The following is a 16,912-nucleotide window of genomic DNA, read 5'->3' as shown; positions in this document are numbered from 1 at the left end:
TTCACTTATTAGTTTTTATGTTAACAGATTTGCATAATCGAGAAATAATTTCTTTGGCTGATTCTTGGGGACTGGTTATAGTATCAATTATAAGAGAGCGATCGCTTGTATCCATCGCTTCTAAAATCTGTTTTGTCGGTACCGAATCATAGTTCTGACTCTCTTCCACAAATATTTTTAGTTTTTCTCGCAATTCTCCACCTGTAACAACTTGTTTGCTTACAAGTTCTAAGATTTGCTGTTCTTCTTTAGGAGTAAAATAAGCAGAAGCCTCTGGTACGCCTAAACTAGCAAAATTGCTCAGTACTTCTGGGATAATTTGCATAGGATCGTCTAATTCTTGATTAGCAATTCGATCAAAAGAATCATGACGTTTTAGAAGTCTTTCTAAACGCACCGTATTTGGTGCGGTCAACATTACAAAATTAGCATTTTTTAAAGCTGTAGCTGCATAGCTAACCTCATTTTCACCACGCAAACTATCGAAAACTAACATAGAGTTGACTTCTTGTGGATTGATGTGTAGAGAAGCTAAAATGTGACCCATTCCACCAGGAAAGTATTCTCGATAAAGACGAGTATAAGTTAAACGTTTAATCCGGCAATGAGGCTGCATGAGTTTCTCTTGCATTTTTAACATTGGCGCAATTATTACGCGTTCGGTTAAAACACGACGATTAGGTAAAAGTGTAAAATCCAAGCCTTCTTCAGCCAAAGCTTTTGCGATCGTGCTTTTTCCCACGCCAGTCATACCTACTATAATTAGTAAAGGAAAACTTGTTATTGGCAACCAGTCTTTAGGAACAGGAAATCCTACACCTACAACTGGACTTAAATGTTCAAAAAATAGATTTGGCCTTGTTGTATTAACTTGATGCTGCACAATATAAACCTCTTTTTAGTCTAGTTATTATAAATACACAAATATACATTAGCCTCAGTATTTATACATAGCTAAATAGCTGTGTTAAATGGATGATAATATCCATCAATAGTTAGTTTTTTTAATTTTTTATCTTGCTTTTTTCAATAAATGACCGCTCTGCCAATTTTTGTAATGCCCGTCAAGCAGAGATACTACTTTTAAGTAAATGAGAATTATTTCAAAATTATTAAGATATCTTAAATATAGCTAGTTTTAAAATCAAAACTTGCTAACTTAACTAAGGTATAAATAATTCAAGTTAGTAAATTAAAAACATGGAAATTAGCGCTCGTAATTCTCTTAAGGGTACTGTCAAAAAAGTTGTGCATGGTTCAGTTAATACTGAGATAACTTTAGAACTAGCGCCAGGAGTAGAGCTAGTGTCAATCATCACAAAATCATCAGCAGAGAAGTTATCACTTGCAGAAGGTAAACAGGCTTATGCTGTGATTAAATCATCAGATGTGATAATTGCTGTTGATTAAAAAATAGAGTGGCTTCCTTTGCAAGCCACTCTATTTTTCATATCAAATTGCATTTATATAGTTTATTGACCAAAAGAGTGTAATAGCTTCGTTGATCGTAATTACAGCAATCACATTAGATTTATAAGAATTGAAAATCATAGAGCCAGACTTATTTAAAAATTCGGATATTTTATTTTTCATAAATAATTAAGTAAGGCTATACATAAATGCTAATTAATGGAATTATTAATAACGCGAACATAAATCGCTCGGGCACTTTCTAAATTTAGTCCAAAATCTCTGTTATCAATGTTGAGAATAAAAAAGTGAAAATCTTGCTTTAAACTGATATAAGTTCCTGTTATTATTCCCATCAATGTAAGTTTTTTTCAATATTGTTTCATCCTGATTTTTACAGAAAATTATGATTCCTCGCTCTCCTGTTTTCAATAACTATAATGAACAGCCAGTAACACTAAAGCTGGTAAAGATTTGAATTATAAATTAGGAATTGTGAAAGGAAGAAGGAAGTATATTTTCATCCTTCATCCTTCATGTTTTATTTGGTCGCTAAAGGCAGCAACCAAAGTAATAACTTAGACCAGATATGCTTCTTGATGTGTCTTAATTGTGCAATTAGAACGAGGATAAGTTACACAAAGTAAAGCGTATCCTTTAGAAACTTGATCGTCATCTAAAAAGTTTTGATCGTCTTGATTAACTTCACCTTCGACAACTTTACCAACACAGCTAGAGCAGGAACCTGCATGACATGAAAAGGGCAACTCAATACCATTTTCTTCTGCTGCTTCCAAGATTGTCGTTTCTTCGTCAACTTCAATTGTGGTGTCGATGTCTTCTTTTTTGTTGATTAATCTAACTTGGTAGGAAGCCATTTTCCGATTCTCCTCAAACGTTATACAGTTGGTGTAATTTCTGAAGTTTTTGAGCAACCTATCCTACTTTTTGCTTCTTTTCTTCTTACAGAGATGCTAAGTTTAGTCAGCTTCTCTATAGGGGTAAGAGATGCAAAGTGAACTAGAAGCTACCTCAAGAGCATTGAAATTCTGCGGAGTGTGTATGGGAAATCTCTACAATTGACTTAGCACTAACGAAATGATGTTAGCTTTAGCTGCAAGGTACACCAGTAGGCGTACCATCGTCTGTTTTAAAGGACTTTCCACAACCGCAGGTATCAGTTGCATTGGGGTTGATGAATTTAAAACCGCTTTCCATCACTCCCTCAACGAAGTCAACGATAACTCCGTCTAATAACGGCGCACTTTTGGCATCAACGTAAAGCAGTACTTTACCTTGCTGACTTACTAAATCATCTGGTTGGGGTTTGCTGGTGATATCGATCGCATATTCATAGCCACTGCAACCACCATCTCTTACCGAGATGCGGACACCTTTAGTTGCGCCATTAGCATCGGATGCGGAACCTTTAAGGAATGCCCGCAGATGAAATTCTGCTTTTTCTGATAAAATAACGGCCATGAAGTCTCCTGATTTGTAGCGATTAGTTGTTCTGATTTCAGATGTGGGTTGTCAGCCAATTTTGGATTTTAGATTTTAGATTTTTCCTTCATTCCCAAATCCAAAATTCAAAATCTAAAATTGAATGACTAATGACCAATGACTAAAGACTATTTTGTGCAATCCCTGTGGCTTCCATCGAATTGGATTGCGCGTGTCTCCAAGGCGCACTATTACCGCATACTGGACAAGAGCGATCGCGGTGAGAACGGCGTTTAGCAAATTCCATCCGATTTAGGTCGATTGTCAGCAATTGCGACAACAGAGGCTGACTAAACCCGGTGATCAGCTTGATAGCTTCCAAAGCTGTTAAACAAGCTAGTGTCCCAGAAACAGCGCCTAGAACTGAAAAGCCGCGCTGATCCCAATCAGGCTTTTCTGGAAACAGACAAGATAAACAAGGAGTCACACCAGGAATAATCGTCGTTAGGTAAGCCTCCATCCCATTCATTGCCGCTTCCACCATTGGCTTACGCGATCGCACACAGGCTTCATTTAACAAATTGCGCTCTGTAAAGTTGTGGGCGCAATCAAGAGCCATATCAGCCGACTGCACTAACGAATCTACATTTTCCGGGGTGATGTAATCATGAACAGCTTCCACTTGGACATCAGGATTAATCGCATCCAGAGTTTCTTTAGCTTTGAATACCCTTGGCTTACCTACCCAATCATCAGTCATGAGAACCTGACGATTCATATCATCTAGCCGCAAGTCACCACCCCGGACTAGGATGAGCCGCCCAACGCCCGCTACTGCTAAGTAAAGCGCCGCCGTACCGCCTAATCCCCCCACACCTGTCACCAGAACTGTCGCTGACTTCAAGCGTTTCTGTGCTGTTTCGCCAAAATTTGGAAGCATCATTTGGCGACGATAGCGTTCTAATTCGGTAGGCGTTAGGTTAACCAATTTATACCTCCTAATCAGAAGTGATTTCTGTCAGTGTGACTACATTTTTCGGTTTATCGTTAAACACTTTGAACAGCTTTTGTTCGTAAGCTGTCGATTCGATAAATACCTGATAAGCTTTTTGCAAAGCCAAAGAATATTGATTTAATTTCTCTTCTTGACTCAAGTCAGGAGAATTATCATCAATTTCCTGCATATATTGAGAAAACTTTTTCAGAATATGTAGACGATGTACATTTACAACTTCTAAGTCGTAGGACATATTAAAGAATTGAAAAAATTCTTCTGCATCTACGAGCTTCTTGAATTCATCAATAGTTCGAGTCATTTGGCATTCTCCAATTGTTTTAGATGTTGCTTAAGTTCATCTAACTGGCGATAGATTTCATAAGTTGCGGCGGCAACATCCATAAGTTTTGTGTAATCTGTTGGCAGACCTTCAGCTAAATCATGCAGATCCATTTTCATTTGACCTGCTTTACTGTTGAGCCGTCTGATTTTTGCTTGTATTTCCTCAATACTCGTTTCTTCTGCTTGCACAATCAGCCACTCCTTTTCTAAAAGTTAGGAGTTAGAAGTTATGAGTTATAAATTAGGAACTGTAGATCAGGAATTATCAGTTAATAGTTAATTCAACTCCTCACTCCTAACTCCTCACTCCTAACTATTTAAATTTTGCCAACTTCAGGAAAGCGTTTCGCCAAATCAAGACCTTTTTTGACGTAGTTTTCTCCCTCTTCTGCCAATTTTTCTAGCGAGTCAAAGCCAAAGCGATGAGCATCTCGCAAGGTTTTCACAGCTAGCAAAAGACGACCAGAAAAAACTAGCGCCCAGCCAAATCCTTCATGGCTCAAATCAACTACAACCTGGGATATTAAACCTGTTTCTTGTTCAATCCCAGCAGCTACAGCCCGAAAAAATGCCATAATTCGGGCTTGAGTTACCGCATCAACTTCGCCCTCAACGGAAATTTCCCGTTTCTTTTGTTTGGTGACAATAAAGGGTTTGAGAATCAACTCATCCGACCAAGTACGATAAACTCCATAGCTGTCTTGACCACGGATTTGTTTGATTAATACCTTAAGAAAAGGTGAGTTCAAGACTTCAGTTGTAGCGGTTCCGTTCACACTATTATTTGCGGTCATACTGTTGCTTCGTCTTCAATTTCATCAGCAAAGTTTGTGGTTTTTGGCTGTAAAGCTTTACGCAACCAAGGTGGAGGATTACCTTTGAGGGTTTTCACTAGCTTGTTTAGCACTTCACTAATTTCTTCTTCTTCCGATCGCGCCTTCACTGGGGTGACACCTTTCTTGATTAACCGAGCGGCGGCGCTACCACCAATTGCTGTTACGTAAACAATCGTACAGTCGCCTATTGCCTGAAGTTTTGGGTTGATTTTGTCTTCGTTACCATCTTCTTTGAGTTCGCCTTCAAAATTGAGGGTTTCTACGAAGTGATATCCCTCATCGGTAATTTCGTAAACATCAATCATTTTTGCCCATCCGAAGTGGGCGTTAATATGAACTCGGTCACTCGTCGTGAAGGCTATTTTCATTGTAATTCTCCTCTCTAAAGTTTTGAATTTTGAATTAGTAAGAAGGAATCCAGGAGTCAGGAGTCAGAATTCAGAAGTAATTAGAGTTTGACTGGCAAAACTAAATCTGCATATTTATACCAGTCCTGAATCATTTGTGAAAATTTCTGTTGATTCTTTCCTCTGTGTTCTCTGCGCCTCTGCGGTTCGTTAAAACAGTCATTTTCACAACTTAGATAGAAAGCATTGTGAATTCTGAATTCTGACCCCTGAATTCTTGAAGAAGAATTCAAAACTCAGCGCTCACAGTTCCGAACTCTTGGAATTGCTTAACTCTCGCTTCTTCTGCCTCTAAAAATAGGTTGCCGATGCCAAATAAAAGCTCCATCGTGCCTCGATAGCCAACTTTAGTAAATTGACCATTACCTAAGCGGTCATAAATGGGCAATCCTAGACGATAAAGAGGAATCGAGAGGCGTTTTGCGATCGCACCCACATTCGAGTTACCAATTAGCAAATCAGAACCACCCGCTAGACTCTCAAAGTCTTCTAAGTCGCCGATGGTAATGCTTTTAACCGGGAGTTTTTCTAAGAGGTGCGATCGCGTGGTTGTCACCACTGCATGAATTTGCGCTCCCATCGATTGTAGGAAATGCACCGTTGACCACAACAAATCTGGTTCTAGTGCTAAAGAAACTCGTTTTGCACCGAAGTAAAAATGAGTATCCAACATTGCATCCTGCAACTGACGACGTTGGCGGCGGTATTTTTCGGGTACGCTGTTACCGCTCAGAATCGCCAATGCTTGGATAAATTCATCTACTGGTTCTAATCCCGTCAGTTCGCCAAACACCTCATAAGGTGTGCCAAAGCGTTCTTCCAGAATCTTGGCAGCCCCCCGCATACTTTCACCTAATGCCAGGGTAAAGGCAGAACTACCTACTTCTCGTAGCTGTTTTAAGGTAGTTCCACTGACTGTAACCGCACTATAATTATCCTCTAAGTGACCATCTAGAGAAGCGCCAAGGTCGGGTACAAAGATCGGCACTAATCCAAAGGATGTGACTATCTCTTTGATTTCCTGTACATCCCCAGGTGTGAAGGCAGAACCCGCCAAAATCGTGACTTGTTCAGTTCTGAGTCCACCCGCGCGAGGAATTTCCTTAACTATGCTTTCCACAGCAACAGCAAAGCCATCTTGCAACGCACCTTTAAAATCTGGGGTAGGTGCAAAAACGATCGCTAAATCATTCAATTCAGGGTGGCGATCGCGGATTTCCTTAAGAAAACCCTCAATGTCATCGCCTCTAGTTTCCGTTAACCCAGTACTACATAAACCAATAATTTCTGGGTTAGCCTTTTCCACCAGAGTCAGAATTGCTTGCTCCACATTCTCTTCACCACCCAAAATAGTAGTGACTTCCGTCATCGCCGTCGTAGCTAAAGGAATCGCTTCCCGGAAATGCCGCACGAGGACAACTTTAGCGAAAGCAGTACAACCTTGAGAACCGTGGAATAAGGGCATTGTCCCTTTCAATCCCAAAAAGGCTAAGGTTGCGCCCAAAGCTTGACTTTGCTTGAGAGGATTAACTGTCAGTGCTTTGTTAGAAGCGGTAACGATCGCCATTAAACTACCTCCTCATTTGCAAGCTCTTTACTCTGCGTTCTCTGCGCCTCTGCGGTTGAAAAATGATTTTTTTGAACCACAGAGTACGCAGAGGGCACAGAGAGAAAAAGATGAGAATTTGGTGTTGTCACCAAGGGATCTAGGAACGTTGCGATCGCCATTAAACTTCCTCCTCTTCTTCCCAAGGAGCGGGTTTGCGTATTTGTTCCCAAATCGGGCTATACAGAGCTTCGTACAGTTCCCGCGCCATCTCAATCATTCCCACATAACCTGCATAAGGATGGTGGCGTTCTTGGTTGATATCAAGGAAAGGAATTCGAGCTTTCAAAGCTGTGTATTGGTTACGTCCACCAGCAATCAGCATATCTGCGCGAGTGTCTTTAACCAGTTGTAGCAATTCTTGAGCGTTGCCTTTCTCTAGCATGATGCCATCGTTGCCAATCAACTTCTTGATTTTGGCTTTATCTTCTTCAGTACTTTTCCGAGTACTGGTAGCAACAACTTCAATGCCTAAGTCTCTAGCAGCCGATATAATCGACCAACTCTTGACACCACCTGTATATAAAACAACCCGCTTACCTTTGAGTCGAGCGCGATAAGGAGCCAGTGCCAAATCTAAAGCAGCCGTTTCTTCTGCAATTAGCTTTTCTGTCCGCTCCTGTAAATCAGCGTCGCCTAATTTAGCAGCGATGTTTCGCAGACAGCGATTCATATCATCGATGCCGTAGAAAGACTCTTCAATGTAAGGGATGTTGTAACGCTCCTCCATCTTTCTCGCCATATTGAGCAACGCTCGTGAGCAGATCATGACGTTGAGCTTGGCGCGGTGGGCGTAGCGAATTTCATTGTAGCGAGCATCGCCCGTAATTTTAGACAAAATACGGATGCCTAATTTTTCTAGCAGTGGTGTTACTCCCCACATTTCACCGGCGATGTTGTATTCACCGATTAAGTTAATATCATAGGGCGTTGTATGTTCCGGTTCTGCTGTTCCGACAACATATTCTAATAAAGATTCACCGCCAAAACGGTTGCCCAGATTTTTACTGCCAATGAATCCTGGAGCAATGACGGGAACAACAGGAATACCAATTTTCTCAGCCGCCGCTTTGCAGACAGCATCCATATCATCGCCAATTAAGGCTGTAACACAAGTGGCATAGACAAATATTGCTGCTGGTTGGTAGCGCTCTTTGAGTTCCAGAATCGCTTTGTAGAGTTTCTTTTCGCCACCGAAGATGACATCATTTTCACCCAAGTCAGTCGTAAAGCCCATTTTGTAGAGTTGAGGGCCAGACGACAGACTACCACGACTGCCCCAGGAATTACCAGCACAGGCGATCGGCCCGTGGACTAGATGCGCTGCATCTGCGATCGGCACTAGAGCAATCATTGCACCATCAAAGGCACAGCCCCCTTGAGCCGCGCCAGGTTGTGCCTGTTGAGCGCAAGACTTGTTTTTCTTTTCCGCTTGTTTGTGCTGATTATGTTCGCATCCTGTCTCAGTCAGCAGCTCGTTGATTTTACCTTGGGTGCTTTTCATCTCTCTTCTCTTAATTGTTAATTGTCCTTTGTCATTTGTCATTTGTCATTTGAATAACTAACAACTAATGACTAATAACTAATGACTAATGACCAATGACCCATGACTAACAAATGTATCTTGTGACATCCTCTCCACATACATCAGCGAGGTAAGATAGAGCGCGGAAACGCAATCCTACAAATTCGTCATATAAAGGATTGAGTTTACATAGTGGTGGGATATCAATAGTCTTCCCAAATAATTTAATTTGTCGCTCAAAGGGACAACAACAAGGAATTGTTTGGCAAATTAGATGAGCGAAGCGATTATTTTTAACCTGAATTCCATCTACCACACGGCGCAACGGATTAAGAAGATTGTGGAACCATCCTGGTTTTTTCTGGTTAGGTGGATGGTAATTAGGATGAGGATGAGTGTGAATGTGTTCGTGAGTGTGATTGATGGTTTCCATTGATCAATTCCTTGGGTAAATGCTATCAAGAAAAAGGGGGGAAAATAATTCGTAATTCGTAATTCGTAATTCGTAATTATTTTCTCCCCTTAATTAACACGTTGTGTTTCTACGCAATTTCTAACGAATCAAGTCGTAGGAAATATCTGTCTTAGAAGGAATGTTGGTGTTGCGATCGATTTCTTCAAACAGGGTGTTTACAGTCCAGTTGAGGAGGTTGATCACACCTTGATAACCAATGGTGGCATAGCGGTGTAGGTGGTGGCGATCCATGATGGGGTAGCCGATTCTCACGAGGGGAATCTTGGTGTCGCGCCACAGGTACTTACCGTATGTATTACCAACTAAGAAGTCTACTGGTTCGGTGAACAACAATGAACGCATGTGCCACAAGTCCTTACCAGGCCAAACAGTTGCATGTTGACCGAAGGGGCTAGAAGCAAGCAGTTCTTTCATTTCTGCTTCAAATACTTCGTTGCTGTTGTGAACCAAGATATGCACAGGTTCAGCACCCATTTCTAGCATAAAGCCAACTACGCTGTATACTAAATCTGGTTCGCCGTAGATAGCGAAGCGCTTGCCGTGAATCCATGAGTGAGAGTCAGTCATGGCATCAACTGCACGACCGCGTTCGATTTCCAATTCTTCAGGAATGGGGATACCACTCAATTCGCTGAGTTTCATCAAGAACTCATCAGTACCCTTAATGCCCCAAGGACGGGAAACTGAGGTTGGTTGCTTCCATTCTTTTTCGATGTACTCGCGGGTTTTGGGTGTAGAATGTGCTTGCAGTGCGATCGTAGCTTTCGCATTGATTGAATCTGCTGCATCTTCTAACTTTGTTCCACCTGGGTACATATCGAATTCACCTGTGTTTGGTGAATCGAGGTAGTCGCTGTTGTCGGCTAGAATTGTGTAGTCAAAGCCGAACAAAGAAGCAATCCGCTTGATTTCGCGGTTGTTGCCTACGTAGGTGTCAAAACCTGGGATGAAGTTGATTTTACCATTGCTGGTTTCTTTCTTATGACCTGCGGTCAAGTTAGAAAGAATTCCCTTCATCATGTTGTCGTAACCAGTGATGTGGGAACCGACAAAGCTAGGGGTGTGAGCGTAAGGTACTGGGAAATCTTGAGGAACTGAACCAGCTTGCTTAGAGTTGTTGATGAAGGCTTGTAAGTCATCACCAATTACTTCTGCCATACAGGTGGTGCAGACAGCAATCATCTTAGGCTTGTACAGTTGGTAAGAGTTCGCCAACCCGTCAATCATGTTTTGCAGACCACCAAACACGGCTGCATCTTCAGTCATTGAAGAAGATACACCAGAGAATGGTTCTTTGTAGTGACGGGTTAAGTGGGTGCGGAAATAAGCAACGCAACCTTGAGAACCTTGAACGAAAGGTAGAGTACCTTCAAAACCAACAGCAGCAAAGATTGCTCCTAGTGGTTGACAACCTTTAGCAGGGTTAACGGTTAAAGCTTCACGAGCGAAGTTCTTTTCACGATAATCCCAACCCTTTGTCCACTCTGCAACCCGTTGTACTTCTTCGGGTTCGTGACCGTTTTCAAACTGCTTTTTGTTTTCAAATAGCTGTTGGTACTCAGGCTGGTGGAATAACTCGACGTGATCTTGAATTTTTTCTGGATTCTGAGGCATTTCTGGATCTCCAAGCTTACTGAATTCTTTTACTGATTGAGGAATAAGGATTTGAAGCGGGGGTGGGAGATGGGAATATGATTCAAAATTCAAAATGCAAAAATCAAAAGAAATTTTTAATTTTTCAGTTTTGAATTTTGGATTCCCAACTCCCCCCTGGGGTTTTAGCCCCAGGTTATCCTTACTTATCGCTCTCTCCCATTTCCTTAGACGGCAGCCTTAGCCTTAGCTTCAGCCTTCTTAGCCTGAGCTTTTTCATTCCAAGGAGCGCCAATTAATGACCAAGTTGGGCTGTTGAGTGCCAAGTCCATATCGCGAGCGAAGATGGCGAAGCCGTCATAACCGTGATAAGGGCCGGAGTAATCCTTTTTGTGGTTTAATTCTTTTCACTAGCCTAATGTTTGCAGTAAGCAATGTCTCTGCTAAACATTGTTTTCTGAGAACACATTTATTTTTAGCCTAAATATAGGCTAAAAACACAGCGATGCATAATCAGGTTCAGGACTCACGCATCATCTAAATGTTGTCCTGAGCCAAGGCGTTGCTGAATAAAGTGATGATTCTTGTAGGGTGGGCATCTTGCCCGCCTGGAAATACAAGGGACGGGCAAGATGCCCATCCTACAAATATGCAACACCGCCTGATGTTTATGTTTATCTCTGCAATCACAGCAACAAAGAGCGCACGATGAAAACGAAAGTACTATTAGAATTAGAGAAAGTTAATCTGCGTTTGAAGTCTGCAAAGGCAAAGGTAACAATTAGAGAATCGAATGGAAGTCTGCAATTACGAGCGACTTTACCAATTAAACCGGGAGACAAAGATAGCAACGGTACTGGGAGAAAGCAATACAATCTCAGTTTGAATATTCCCGCTAATTTGGATGGACTCAAGACGGCTGAGGAAGAAGCCTATGAATTAGGTAAGTTAATCGCTCGTAAAACTTTTGAATGGAATGATAAATATTTAGGAAATGAGGCAATTAGAAAAGATTTTCAATCTATAGGGGAATTACTTGAAAAATTTGAAGAAGAGTATTTTAAAACTCACAAACGCACAACTAAAAGCGAACATACTTTTTTTTATTACTTTTCTCGCACCAAGAGATTTACCAATCCTCAAGATTTGGCAACTGCTGAGAATCTGATAAGTTCAATTGAACAAATCGATAAAGAATGGGCTAAGTATAATGCAGCTAGAGCGATCGCAGCATTTTGTGTGACATTCAATATCGAAATTGATTTATCAAAATATTCCAAGATGCCAGAGAATAATTCCCGAAATATACCGACCGATGCAGAAATATCTGAGGGAATTCTCAAGTTTGAAGATTACCACCATAGAAGAGGTAATCAAGTTAATCAAAATGTTCAAGATAGCTGGCAACTTTGGCGCTGGACGTATGGAATGTTAGCCGTTTTTGGTTTACGTCCACGGGAACTTTTTATTAATCCCGATATTGATTGGTGGTTGAGTCAAGAAAATGTAGATTTGACATGGAAAGTTCATAAGGATTCTAAGACTGGTGAGAGACAAGCATTGCCATTACATAGACAATGGATTGAGGATTTTGATTTGAGAAATCCAAAATATTTAGAGATGTTGAGAAGTGCGATCGCAAAAAAAGATAATACTAATCATGCTGAGATAACGGCGTTAACACAGCGAGTAAGTTGGTGGTTTCGCAAAATAGGTTTGGATTTTAAGCCTTATGATTTACGTCACGCTTGGGCAATTCGGGCGCATATTTTGGGAATTCCAATTAAAGCGGCGGCGGATAATTTGGGGCATAGTGTGCAAGTTCACACGCAAACTTATCAGCGTTGGTTCTCGCTAGATATGCGGAAGTTAGCGATTAATCAGGCTTTGAGTAAGAGGAATGAAGTTGAGTTGATTAGAGAGGAGAATGCTACGTTGAGAATGGAGAATGACAAGTTAAAACTTGATATTGAGAAAATGAAAATGGAGATGGTTTACAAGCATAGTTGAATTTGCTCATAAATCAGCTAAAATAGGGTTGTCGGATCTACTTAAAAGTAAATCTGCTAACTCGCTATCTTGTAGTCCGTATGCAAATAGGCTAGACTAGCTCGTTGGTTAGTATATACCAACAAGAAGAGGAAGTGAATGGCTGACAGCATCTCTACAGTTGATCTGTTTTGTGGTGTAGGTGGACTTACTTATGGGTTTGAGCAAGCAGGTCTTCCAGTTAGAGCTGGATATGATATTGATCCAGCGTGTCAATTTCCATATGAACGCAACACTAAAGCAGAATTCATACTAGAAGATGTGGAGCGTGTTAACGGCTCTGATTTGGCAAAACACTTTTCTGCCAGTAGTGTTAAGGTCTTAGCAGGTTGTGCCCCTTGTCAACCTTTTTCAAGCTACTCAAGACGTTACACGGATAAAGAATCGAAATGGAAGCTTGTGCAAGATTTTTCTCGTCTTGTGCAGGAGTGCGAGCCTGAAATTGTTTCGATGGAAAACGTACTTCAGCTAAAGTACCACTCAGTTTTTTCTGAATTTATCCAGCTGTTAGAGGATTTAAGCTATTCATTTGAAACTTACGAAGTTAATTGTTCAGATTATGGAATTCCTCAAACTCGAAAACGTTTAGTTCTTCTTGCTTCAAAGTTCGGTAAAATTGACTTGATTAAACCTACTCATAATAGCGAAAAATACAGAACAGTACGTAAAACAATCGGACATCTGGAACCTCTTTTGGCAGGTCAAGCATCTAAAACTGATAGACTTCATCAATGCAGTAAATTATCTCCTTTAAATCTTCAACGTATTCGTGCTTCCAAACCTGGTGGAACTTGGCGTGATTGGTCTAAAGACTTAATAGCTAAATGTCACACGAAAACCAGTGGTAAAAATTATTCAGGAGTATACGGTAGGATGGAATGGGATCAGCCTAGCCCAACCATCACTACACAGTGCTTTGGTTTCGGTAATGGACGCTTTGGACATCCTGAACAAGATCGGGCTATATCTCTTAGAGAAGCAGCATTATTACAAACTTTTCCACCAGATTATGAATTTGTAGCCACTGATGAACCTGTTGTGTTTGCTCATGTAGGAAGATTAATTGGAAATGCTGTTCCTGTCAAACTAGGTCAAGTTATTGCTCAAAGCATTTTGCAACATATCAATCAAGTTATTTAAAGAGTGCTTACACAAGAAGAATCCAAATATTCTTTCGCATTTAAATACTTTTCAATATTTTCCAATATCTGTCCAATATATTCTATTACCTCTTCCTTAAATTTTAGAAGGTCTCCGATACTTGTATCTTTACCAACTTCAGAAAATGATTTGTTTCCATGAGCTAGATCGTTACGGTTCCGCATAATGCTGTATAAGTTTTCACCATGCCTTGTTTTAGAGTAATCTGTATCACAAGAAAAACCGTATTTCCTAGCTGTCTTTGTAATTTCATCTCGATCAATATTTCCTGAGAATAACTCTCTACTTTTAAATCCAGCAGTAATAATATCAAGAGAAATATCTGTTATCCTAGAATGTATATCTTCAGGAGAACGATTCTTGAAGTTTTGAAGTACAACTTTTTTGATTTCAATTCTGACAGAATTAAAAGAAACTTTTTTACCTTTTAGCTCATCAAAAATAGCTTCAATTGCATTCCTCATACTTGATTCAATAAGATTGTAGAGTAGTAGAAAACCGTTGGCTTTTAGGGTTTTAGCCAACTCAGGATCAATAGCCTTAATATTTTGTTTCCCACCATCCTCTAATACAACTAATTTAGTTGTCTCGTTAATTAATTCCTCTAAAAATAAAAAATATTCATTAATTTCTTGAACACGAGTATTGAAATCTAATAGAACTGTTTGCATAGCTAATTTAGAAGTTGATCGCGCACGTACTCAATACGCCGAATTACTTTAGGTTTAGAGTTGCTTGCATCAGAAGTTGTATATTCCTTAAACTCTTTTGAGTCAAGCCAATCTATTGAGCTTGGTTCCAAATCGTTTTTCTCTCGCAGCGCAAGTGCGACACCTACAGAGATAGCTTCAAAGCGAATTCTAGGTGTTCTGACATGACCTTTTGCTTTAGCAAATCCATTAGGAAAATATTTATCAACAAAATCCAGCATTGTATGAAATGTATTCCGAAAAGCATCTTTGTTAATTTTTGAATTATTATGTGTTTCTAGATACTCATTTAAAAATACATTGACGTACTTGTCAAAATTTTTGTAATTATCTAAGTATGCAAAGAAGCGTAGTACAAATTCTTCTGGTTCTCGGCTGCGACGTGATGCTTCAGATAGGGGGCACAGTTTTACAAACTTTGCTTCCTTTGCAAGTTCTTCTAGTAGCTTGACAAATGGGCCAGGAGATATACCTCTCCGTTTCTCCATATCATTCAATGCAATACTACCTGTGTTAATACGCTCGAACAAATCTCTACGCACCTCCTCATCAGCTTTGTCAGTAAGTACAATCATGCGAATAGTAGCCCGATTAAATCGTCTCTGCCGTGCAAGCGACAAGTCGCTAAATTTAAAGTCATTGAGGTTTTCTAGCTTCTTTAATCCACATAATCTTAATTCATTTTTAAGGAACCTATCCAAAGTGCGGATGCGTTGAGTTCCATCAACAATTTCTAGCCGAGCTAAATCTTCTTTTTCTTCTGGTCGGAGATCGGCAACAAAAATATATGGAATTGGTAATCCCAGAAAAATGGATTCGATAAATTTTGATTGATGATCATCGGGCCAAATCATGTCCCGCTGATAGTCTGGTATGTATAGTTCATTAATGTCCTCATCTAGCCCTTCTCTATATTTCTGAACAAGGACTTCTACCGGGTATTCTTTTGTATCGTAGTCAACTATTTTCTGCTTTTCACGGATTTCTTCTTCCGCAGCTTCTCTTTGCTCATCAGTAATCTCTGGCTCTGGTGGTATGTTTCGGGCTTTTGGCATTTTAATCTCCATCTCTGGCAAAATACATACATTAGAAGTATAGAATACTGAAACCTCTATTAAGACATCTACGATATTTAATCTTTTACTGATAAATTGAGTCTCCATCTCGATATTCGCTGCGTCCTTCGGCTTTTTCTTCGATCGCACGATATTCATCCAAGCTGTAGCGGCGCGAGATGGTAGAAATCATAGGTCGTAAGCGATCGCATATCATGCACCTCATGTAAGGCAGTATACAGAGTTTGCTGTAGGCTAAACCTATTGAAAAAGTCTGTTTGCGATCGCTACTCACAAACAGACTTGACTTTGTTTTAGCCTTCTAATTAAGCCTGCTCCCAAAGCTGACGTATATAGTCAGGAAGCCAGCCAGCAATTTCCTGAATCCGCTCTTGGGAAAGTTCGTCTTTGGTAGCAGAAAATACCGCTTTAACTGCCTGTTCTGCGTCAACTGTTCCTGGAATCCCTCCTTCATTAGCAACCCGCCGCAGAAATAGCTTGGAATCAATTCCAATGGGAGCCGGGCCTTTTAAAGGTTGACGGATTCGACTTAAAAATCTCACAATGGGGTTAGTGTCTTTCCAGAGTTCAGCTACCTCAAACTGGAGCGCTTTCTCATCTGTAGGCACTGCCTCTGTATGCAATTCTGCCTCGACGCGATCGCTAGCTTCTGTTGTCATTAAGTCGCGCATGACGCGAAACACAACTTCGGTAAAGTCTCTTGCATCATAAGGATCTGCAAATCCAGCTTTAACCTGGACTTTTTCTAGAAATGAGCGATGTTCGTCTGCGATCGCAGTTCGATTATCTTCAATCTCCGTTGGGTCAACTTCTGGAATATTTGTCTTAAATGTTTGATCGGTCATTGTTTTGTTATGGTTCTTAATTTTTGAGTCTTTCTGCTTGCTCTATGTAAGGTCGCACAAATCAAAAACCCTTAGTATCATCCAGAAGTTTGATATGCCATTTATTCAAAAGTTAGAAATTCATCTGATTTGCATAGATATAGGTAATAGAACTACCTCTCTAAAAAGGTTCTGGCTAACACATATTTAATTTCTGGAAATATCATATCTATTGAGTAGAGCAATACTCTTGGTGTTTTTGCTCGTTCTAGACATCGCCCATTGGTATCAAAAAACAGTCAAAATAGATGAGTTAGTATAAAAGCAGCCGAAACAAAGATGCTAGAAACAACAAACATCGAAATTCACACTTCCTATATCAAAGTTCCTAACAATGGCTTAGAAACTGGAGTTTAGACTAAAAGCGATATGAGAGAACGCAAATCAAAAGGAATTAG

General features: G+C 40.3%; 17 protein-coding genes and 3 pseudogenes. 3 read left to right on the top strand and 17 right to left on the bottom strand.

The window, feature by feature from the left end:
- Window position 1: 1 nt before the first annotated feature.
- Entirely contained in the window at window positions 2-883 is an 882-nt protein-coding gene (locus ACM0OX_RS29120; protein WP_414518475.1) for an AAA family ATPase, read from the bottom strand.
- A gap of 317 nt (window positions 884-1,200) precedes the next feature.
- Here ACM0OX_RS29120 and ACM0OX_RS29115 point away from each other — a divergent pair, with 317 nt between their 5' ends.
- On the top strand, window positions 1,201-1,410 hold the full coding sequence (locus tag ACM0OX_RS29115; RefSeq protein WP_414518474.1) for a TOBE domain-containing protein: 210 nt from the start codon (window positions 1,201-1,203) through the stop codon (window positions 1,408-1,410).
- A 578-nt stretch (window positions 1,411-1,988) separates the two neighbouring features.
- Here the strand turns inward: ACM0OX_RS29115 and ACM0OX_RS29110 are convergent.
- From ACM0OX_RS29110 to ACM0OX_RS29055, 12 genes and pseudogenes are all read right to left on the bottom strand, one after another.
- Window positions 1,989-2,288 (bottom strand): 2Fe-2S iron-sulfur cluster-binding protein, encoded by a 300-nt coding sequence (locus ACM0OX_RS29110; protein ID WP_069069799.1) that lies wholly within the window; start codon window positions 2,286-2,288, stop codon window positions 1,989-1,991.
- A gap of 232 nt (window positions 2,289-2,520) precedes the next feature.
- Complete coding sequence (locus ACM0OX_RS29105) at window positions 2,521-2,892, bottom strand: HesB/IscA family protein (protein WP_414518472.1); 372 nt, start codon at window positions 2,890-2,892, stop codon at window positions 2,521-2,523.
- Window positions 2,893-3,034: 142 nt separating this feature from the next.
- Window positions 3,035-3,841, bottom strand: coding sequence for a HesA/MoeB/ThiF family protein (locus tag ACM0OX_RS29100; RefSeq protein WP_414518471.1), 807 nt, complete (start codon window positions 3,839-3,841; stop codon window positions 3,035-3,037).
- A 10-nt stretch (window positions 3,842-3,851) separates the two neighbouring features.
- On the bottom strand, window positions 3,852-4,169 hold the full coding sequence (gene nifW / locus ACM0OX_RS29095) for a nitrogenase-stabilizing/protective protein NifW (protein WP_163926945.1): 318 nt from the start codon (window positions 4,167-4,169) through the stop codon (window positions 3,852-3,854).
- Window positions 4,166-4,381, bottom strand: coding sequence for a CCE_0567 family metalloprotein (locus ACM0OX_RS29090; protein WP_414518470.1), 216 nt, complete (start codon window positions 4,379-4,381; stop codon window positions 4,166-4,168). Before ACM0OX_RS29090 ends, nifW begins: the two co-directional genes overlap by 4 nt.
- A 128-nt stretch (window positions 4,382-4,509) precedes the next feature.
- Window positions 4,510-4,986, bottom strand: coding sequence for a NifX-associated nitrogen fixation protein (locus ACM0OX_RS29085; RefSeq protein WP_118163723.1), 477 nt, complete (start codon window positions 4,984-4,986; stop codon window positions 4,510-4,512).
- Window positions 4,983-5,396, bottom strand: coding sequence for a nitrogen fixation protein NifX (gene nifX / locus ACM0OX_RS29080; protein ID WP_114083657.1), 414 nt, complete (start codon window positions 5,394-5,396; stop codon window positions 4,983-4,985). The genes ACM0OX_RS29085 and nifX overlap by 4 nt, the downstream gene beginning before the upstream one ends.
- Before the next feature lie 268 nt (window positions 5,397-5,664).
- Entirely contained in the window at window positions 5,665-7,002 is a 1,338-nt protein-coding gene (gene nifN / locus ACM0OX_RS29075) for a nitrogenase iron-molybdenum cofactor biosynthesis protein NifN (protein ID WP_414518469.1), read from the bottom strand.
- A gap of 160 nt (window positions 7,003-7,162) precedes the next feature.
- A complete protein-coding gene (gene nifE / locus ACM0OX_RS29070; RefSeq protein WP_414518485.1) occupies window positions 7,163-8,545 on the bottom strand; it encodes a nitrogenase iron-molybdenum cofactor biosynthesis protein NifE in 1,383 nt (460 codons plus the stop codon).
- A 106-nt stretch (window positions 8,546-8,651) separates the two neighbouring features.
- Window positions 8,652-8,999: a Mo-dependent nitrogenase C-terminal domain-containing protein gene (locus tag ACM0OX_RS29065; RefSeq protein WP_414518468.1), complete on the bottom strand. Its 348-nt coding sequence runs from the start codon at window positions 8,997-8,999 to the stop codon at window positions 8,652-8,654.
- A gap of 120 nt (window positions 9,000-9,119) precedes the next feature.
- Entirely contained in the window at window positions 9,120-10,655 is a 1,536-nt protein-coding gene (nifK, locus tag ACM0OX_RS29060) for a nitrogenase molybdenum-iron protein subunit beta (protein ID WP_323201376.1), read from the bottom strand.
- 206 nt (window positions 10,656-10,861) lie between these two features.
- Window positions 10,862-11,029, bottom strand: a pseudogene (locus ACM0OX_RS29055) (nitrogenase molybdenum-iron protein alpha chain); the annotation flags it as partial.
- A 285-nt stretch (window positions 11,030-11,314) separates the two neighbouring features.
- On the opposite strand from ACM0OX_RS29055, the pseudogene ACM0OX_RS29050 reads away from it, so the two are divergent.
- Window positions 11,315-12,644, top strand: a pseudogene (locus tag ACM0OX_RS29050) (site-specific integrase).
- 138 nt (window positions 12,645-12,782) lie between these two features.
- Window positions 12,783-13,823, top strand: a complete 1,041-nt coding sequence (locus ACM0OX_RS29045) for a DNA cytosine methyltransferase (protein WP_414518467.1) — start codon at window positions 12,783-12,785, stop codon at window positions 13,821-13,823.
- Here ACM0OX_RS29045 and ACM0OX_RS29040 read toward each other — a convergent pair.
- The 4 genes and pseudogenes from ACM0OX_RS29040 to ACM0OX_RS29025 all read right to left on the bottom strand — a co-directional run bounded on the left by ACM0OX_RS29040 (window position 13,820) and on the right by ACM0OX_RS29025 (window position 16,475).
- Complete coding sequence (locus ACM0OX_RS29040; RefSeq protein WP_414518465.1) at window positions 13,820-14,515, bottom strand: MAE_28990/MAE_18760 family HEPN-like nuclease; 696 nt, start codon at window positions 14,513-14,515, stop codon at window positions 13,820-13,822. The genes ACM0OX_RS29045 and ACM0OX_RS29040 overlap by 4 nt on opposite strands.
- A 2-nt stretch (window positions 14,516-14,517) precedes the next feature.
- The gene (locus ACM0OX_RS29035) at window positions 14,518-15,717 is read right to left on the bottom strand and encodes a DUF262 domain-containing protein (protein WP_414518464.1); all 1,200 of its coding nucleotides are present in this window, start codon (window positions 15,715-15,717) and stop codon (window positions 14,518-14,520) included.
- Window positions 15,704-15,802 (bottom strand): annotated as a pseudogene (locus ACM0OX_RS29030) (Uma2 family endonuclease); the annotation flags it as partial. The pseudogene ACM0OX_RS29030 and the gene ACM0OX_RS29035, both read right to left, overlap by 14 nt.
- Window positions 15,803-15,935: 133 nt before the next feature.
- Window positions 15,936-16,475: a DUF2267 domain-containing protein gene (locus ACM0OX_RS29025; RefSeq protein WP_414518463.1), complete on the bottom strand. Its 540-nt coding sequence runs from the start codon at window positions 16,473-16,475 to the stop codon at window positions 15,936-15,938.
- Between the last annotated feature and the right edge of the window lie 437 nt (window positions 16,476-16,912).

The sequence above is a fragment of the Nostoc sp. PCC 9305 genome (assembly GCF_963920915.1).
In the GTDB taxonomy this organism is placed as follows: Bacteria; Cyanobacteriota; Cyanobacteriia; order Cyanobacteriales; family Nostocaceae; genus Nostoc.
The sequence above is the reverse complement of the archived record's forward strand: the minus strand, read 5'-3'. Positions and strand labels throughout refer to the sequence as shown.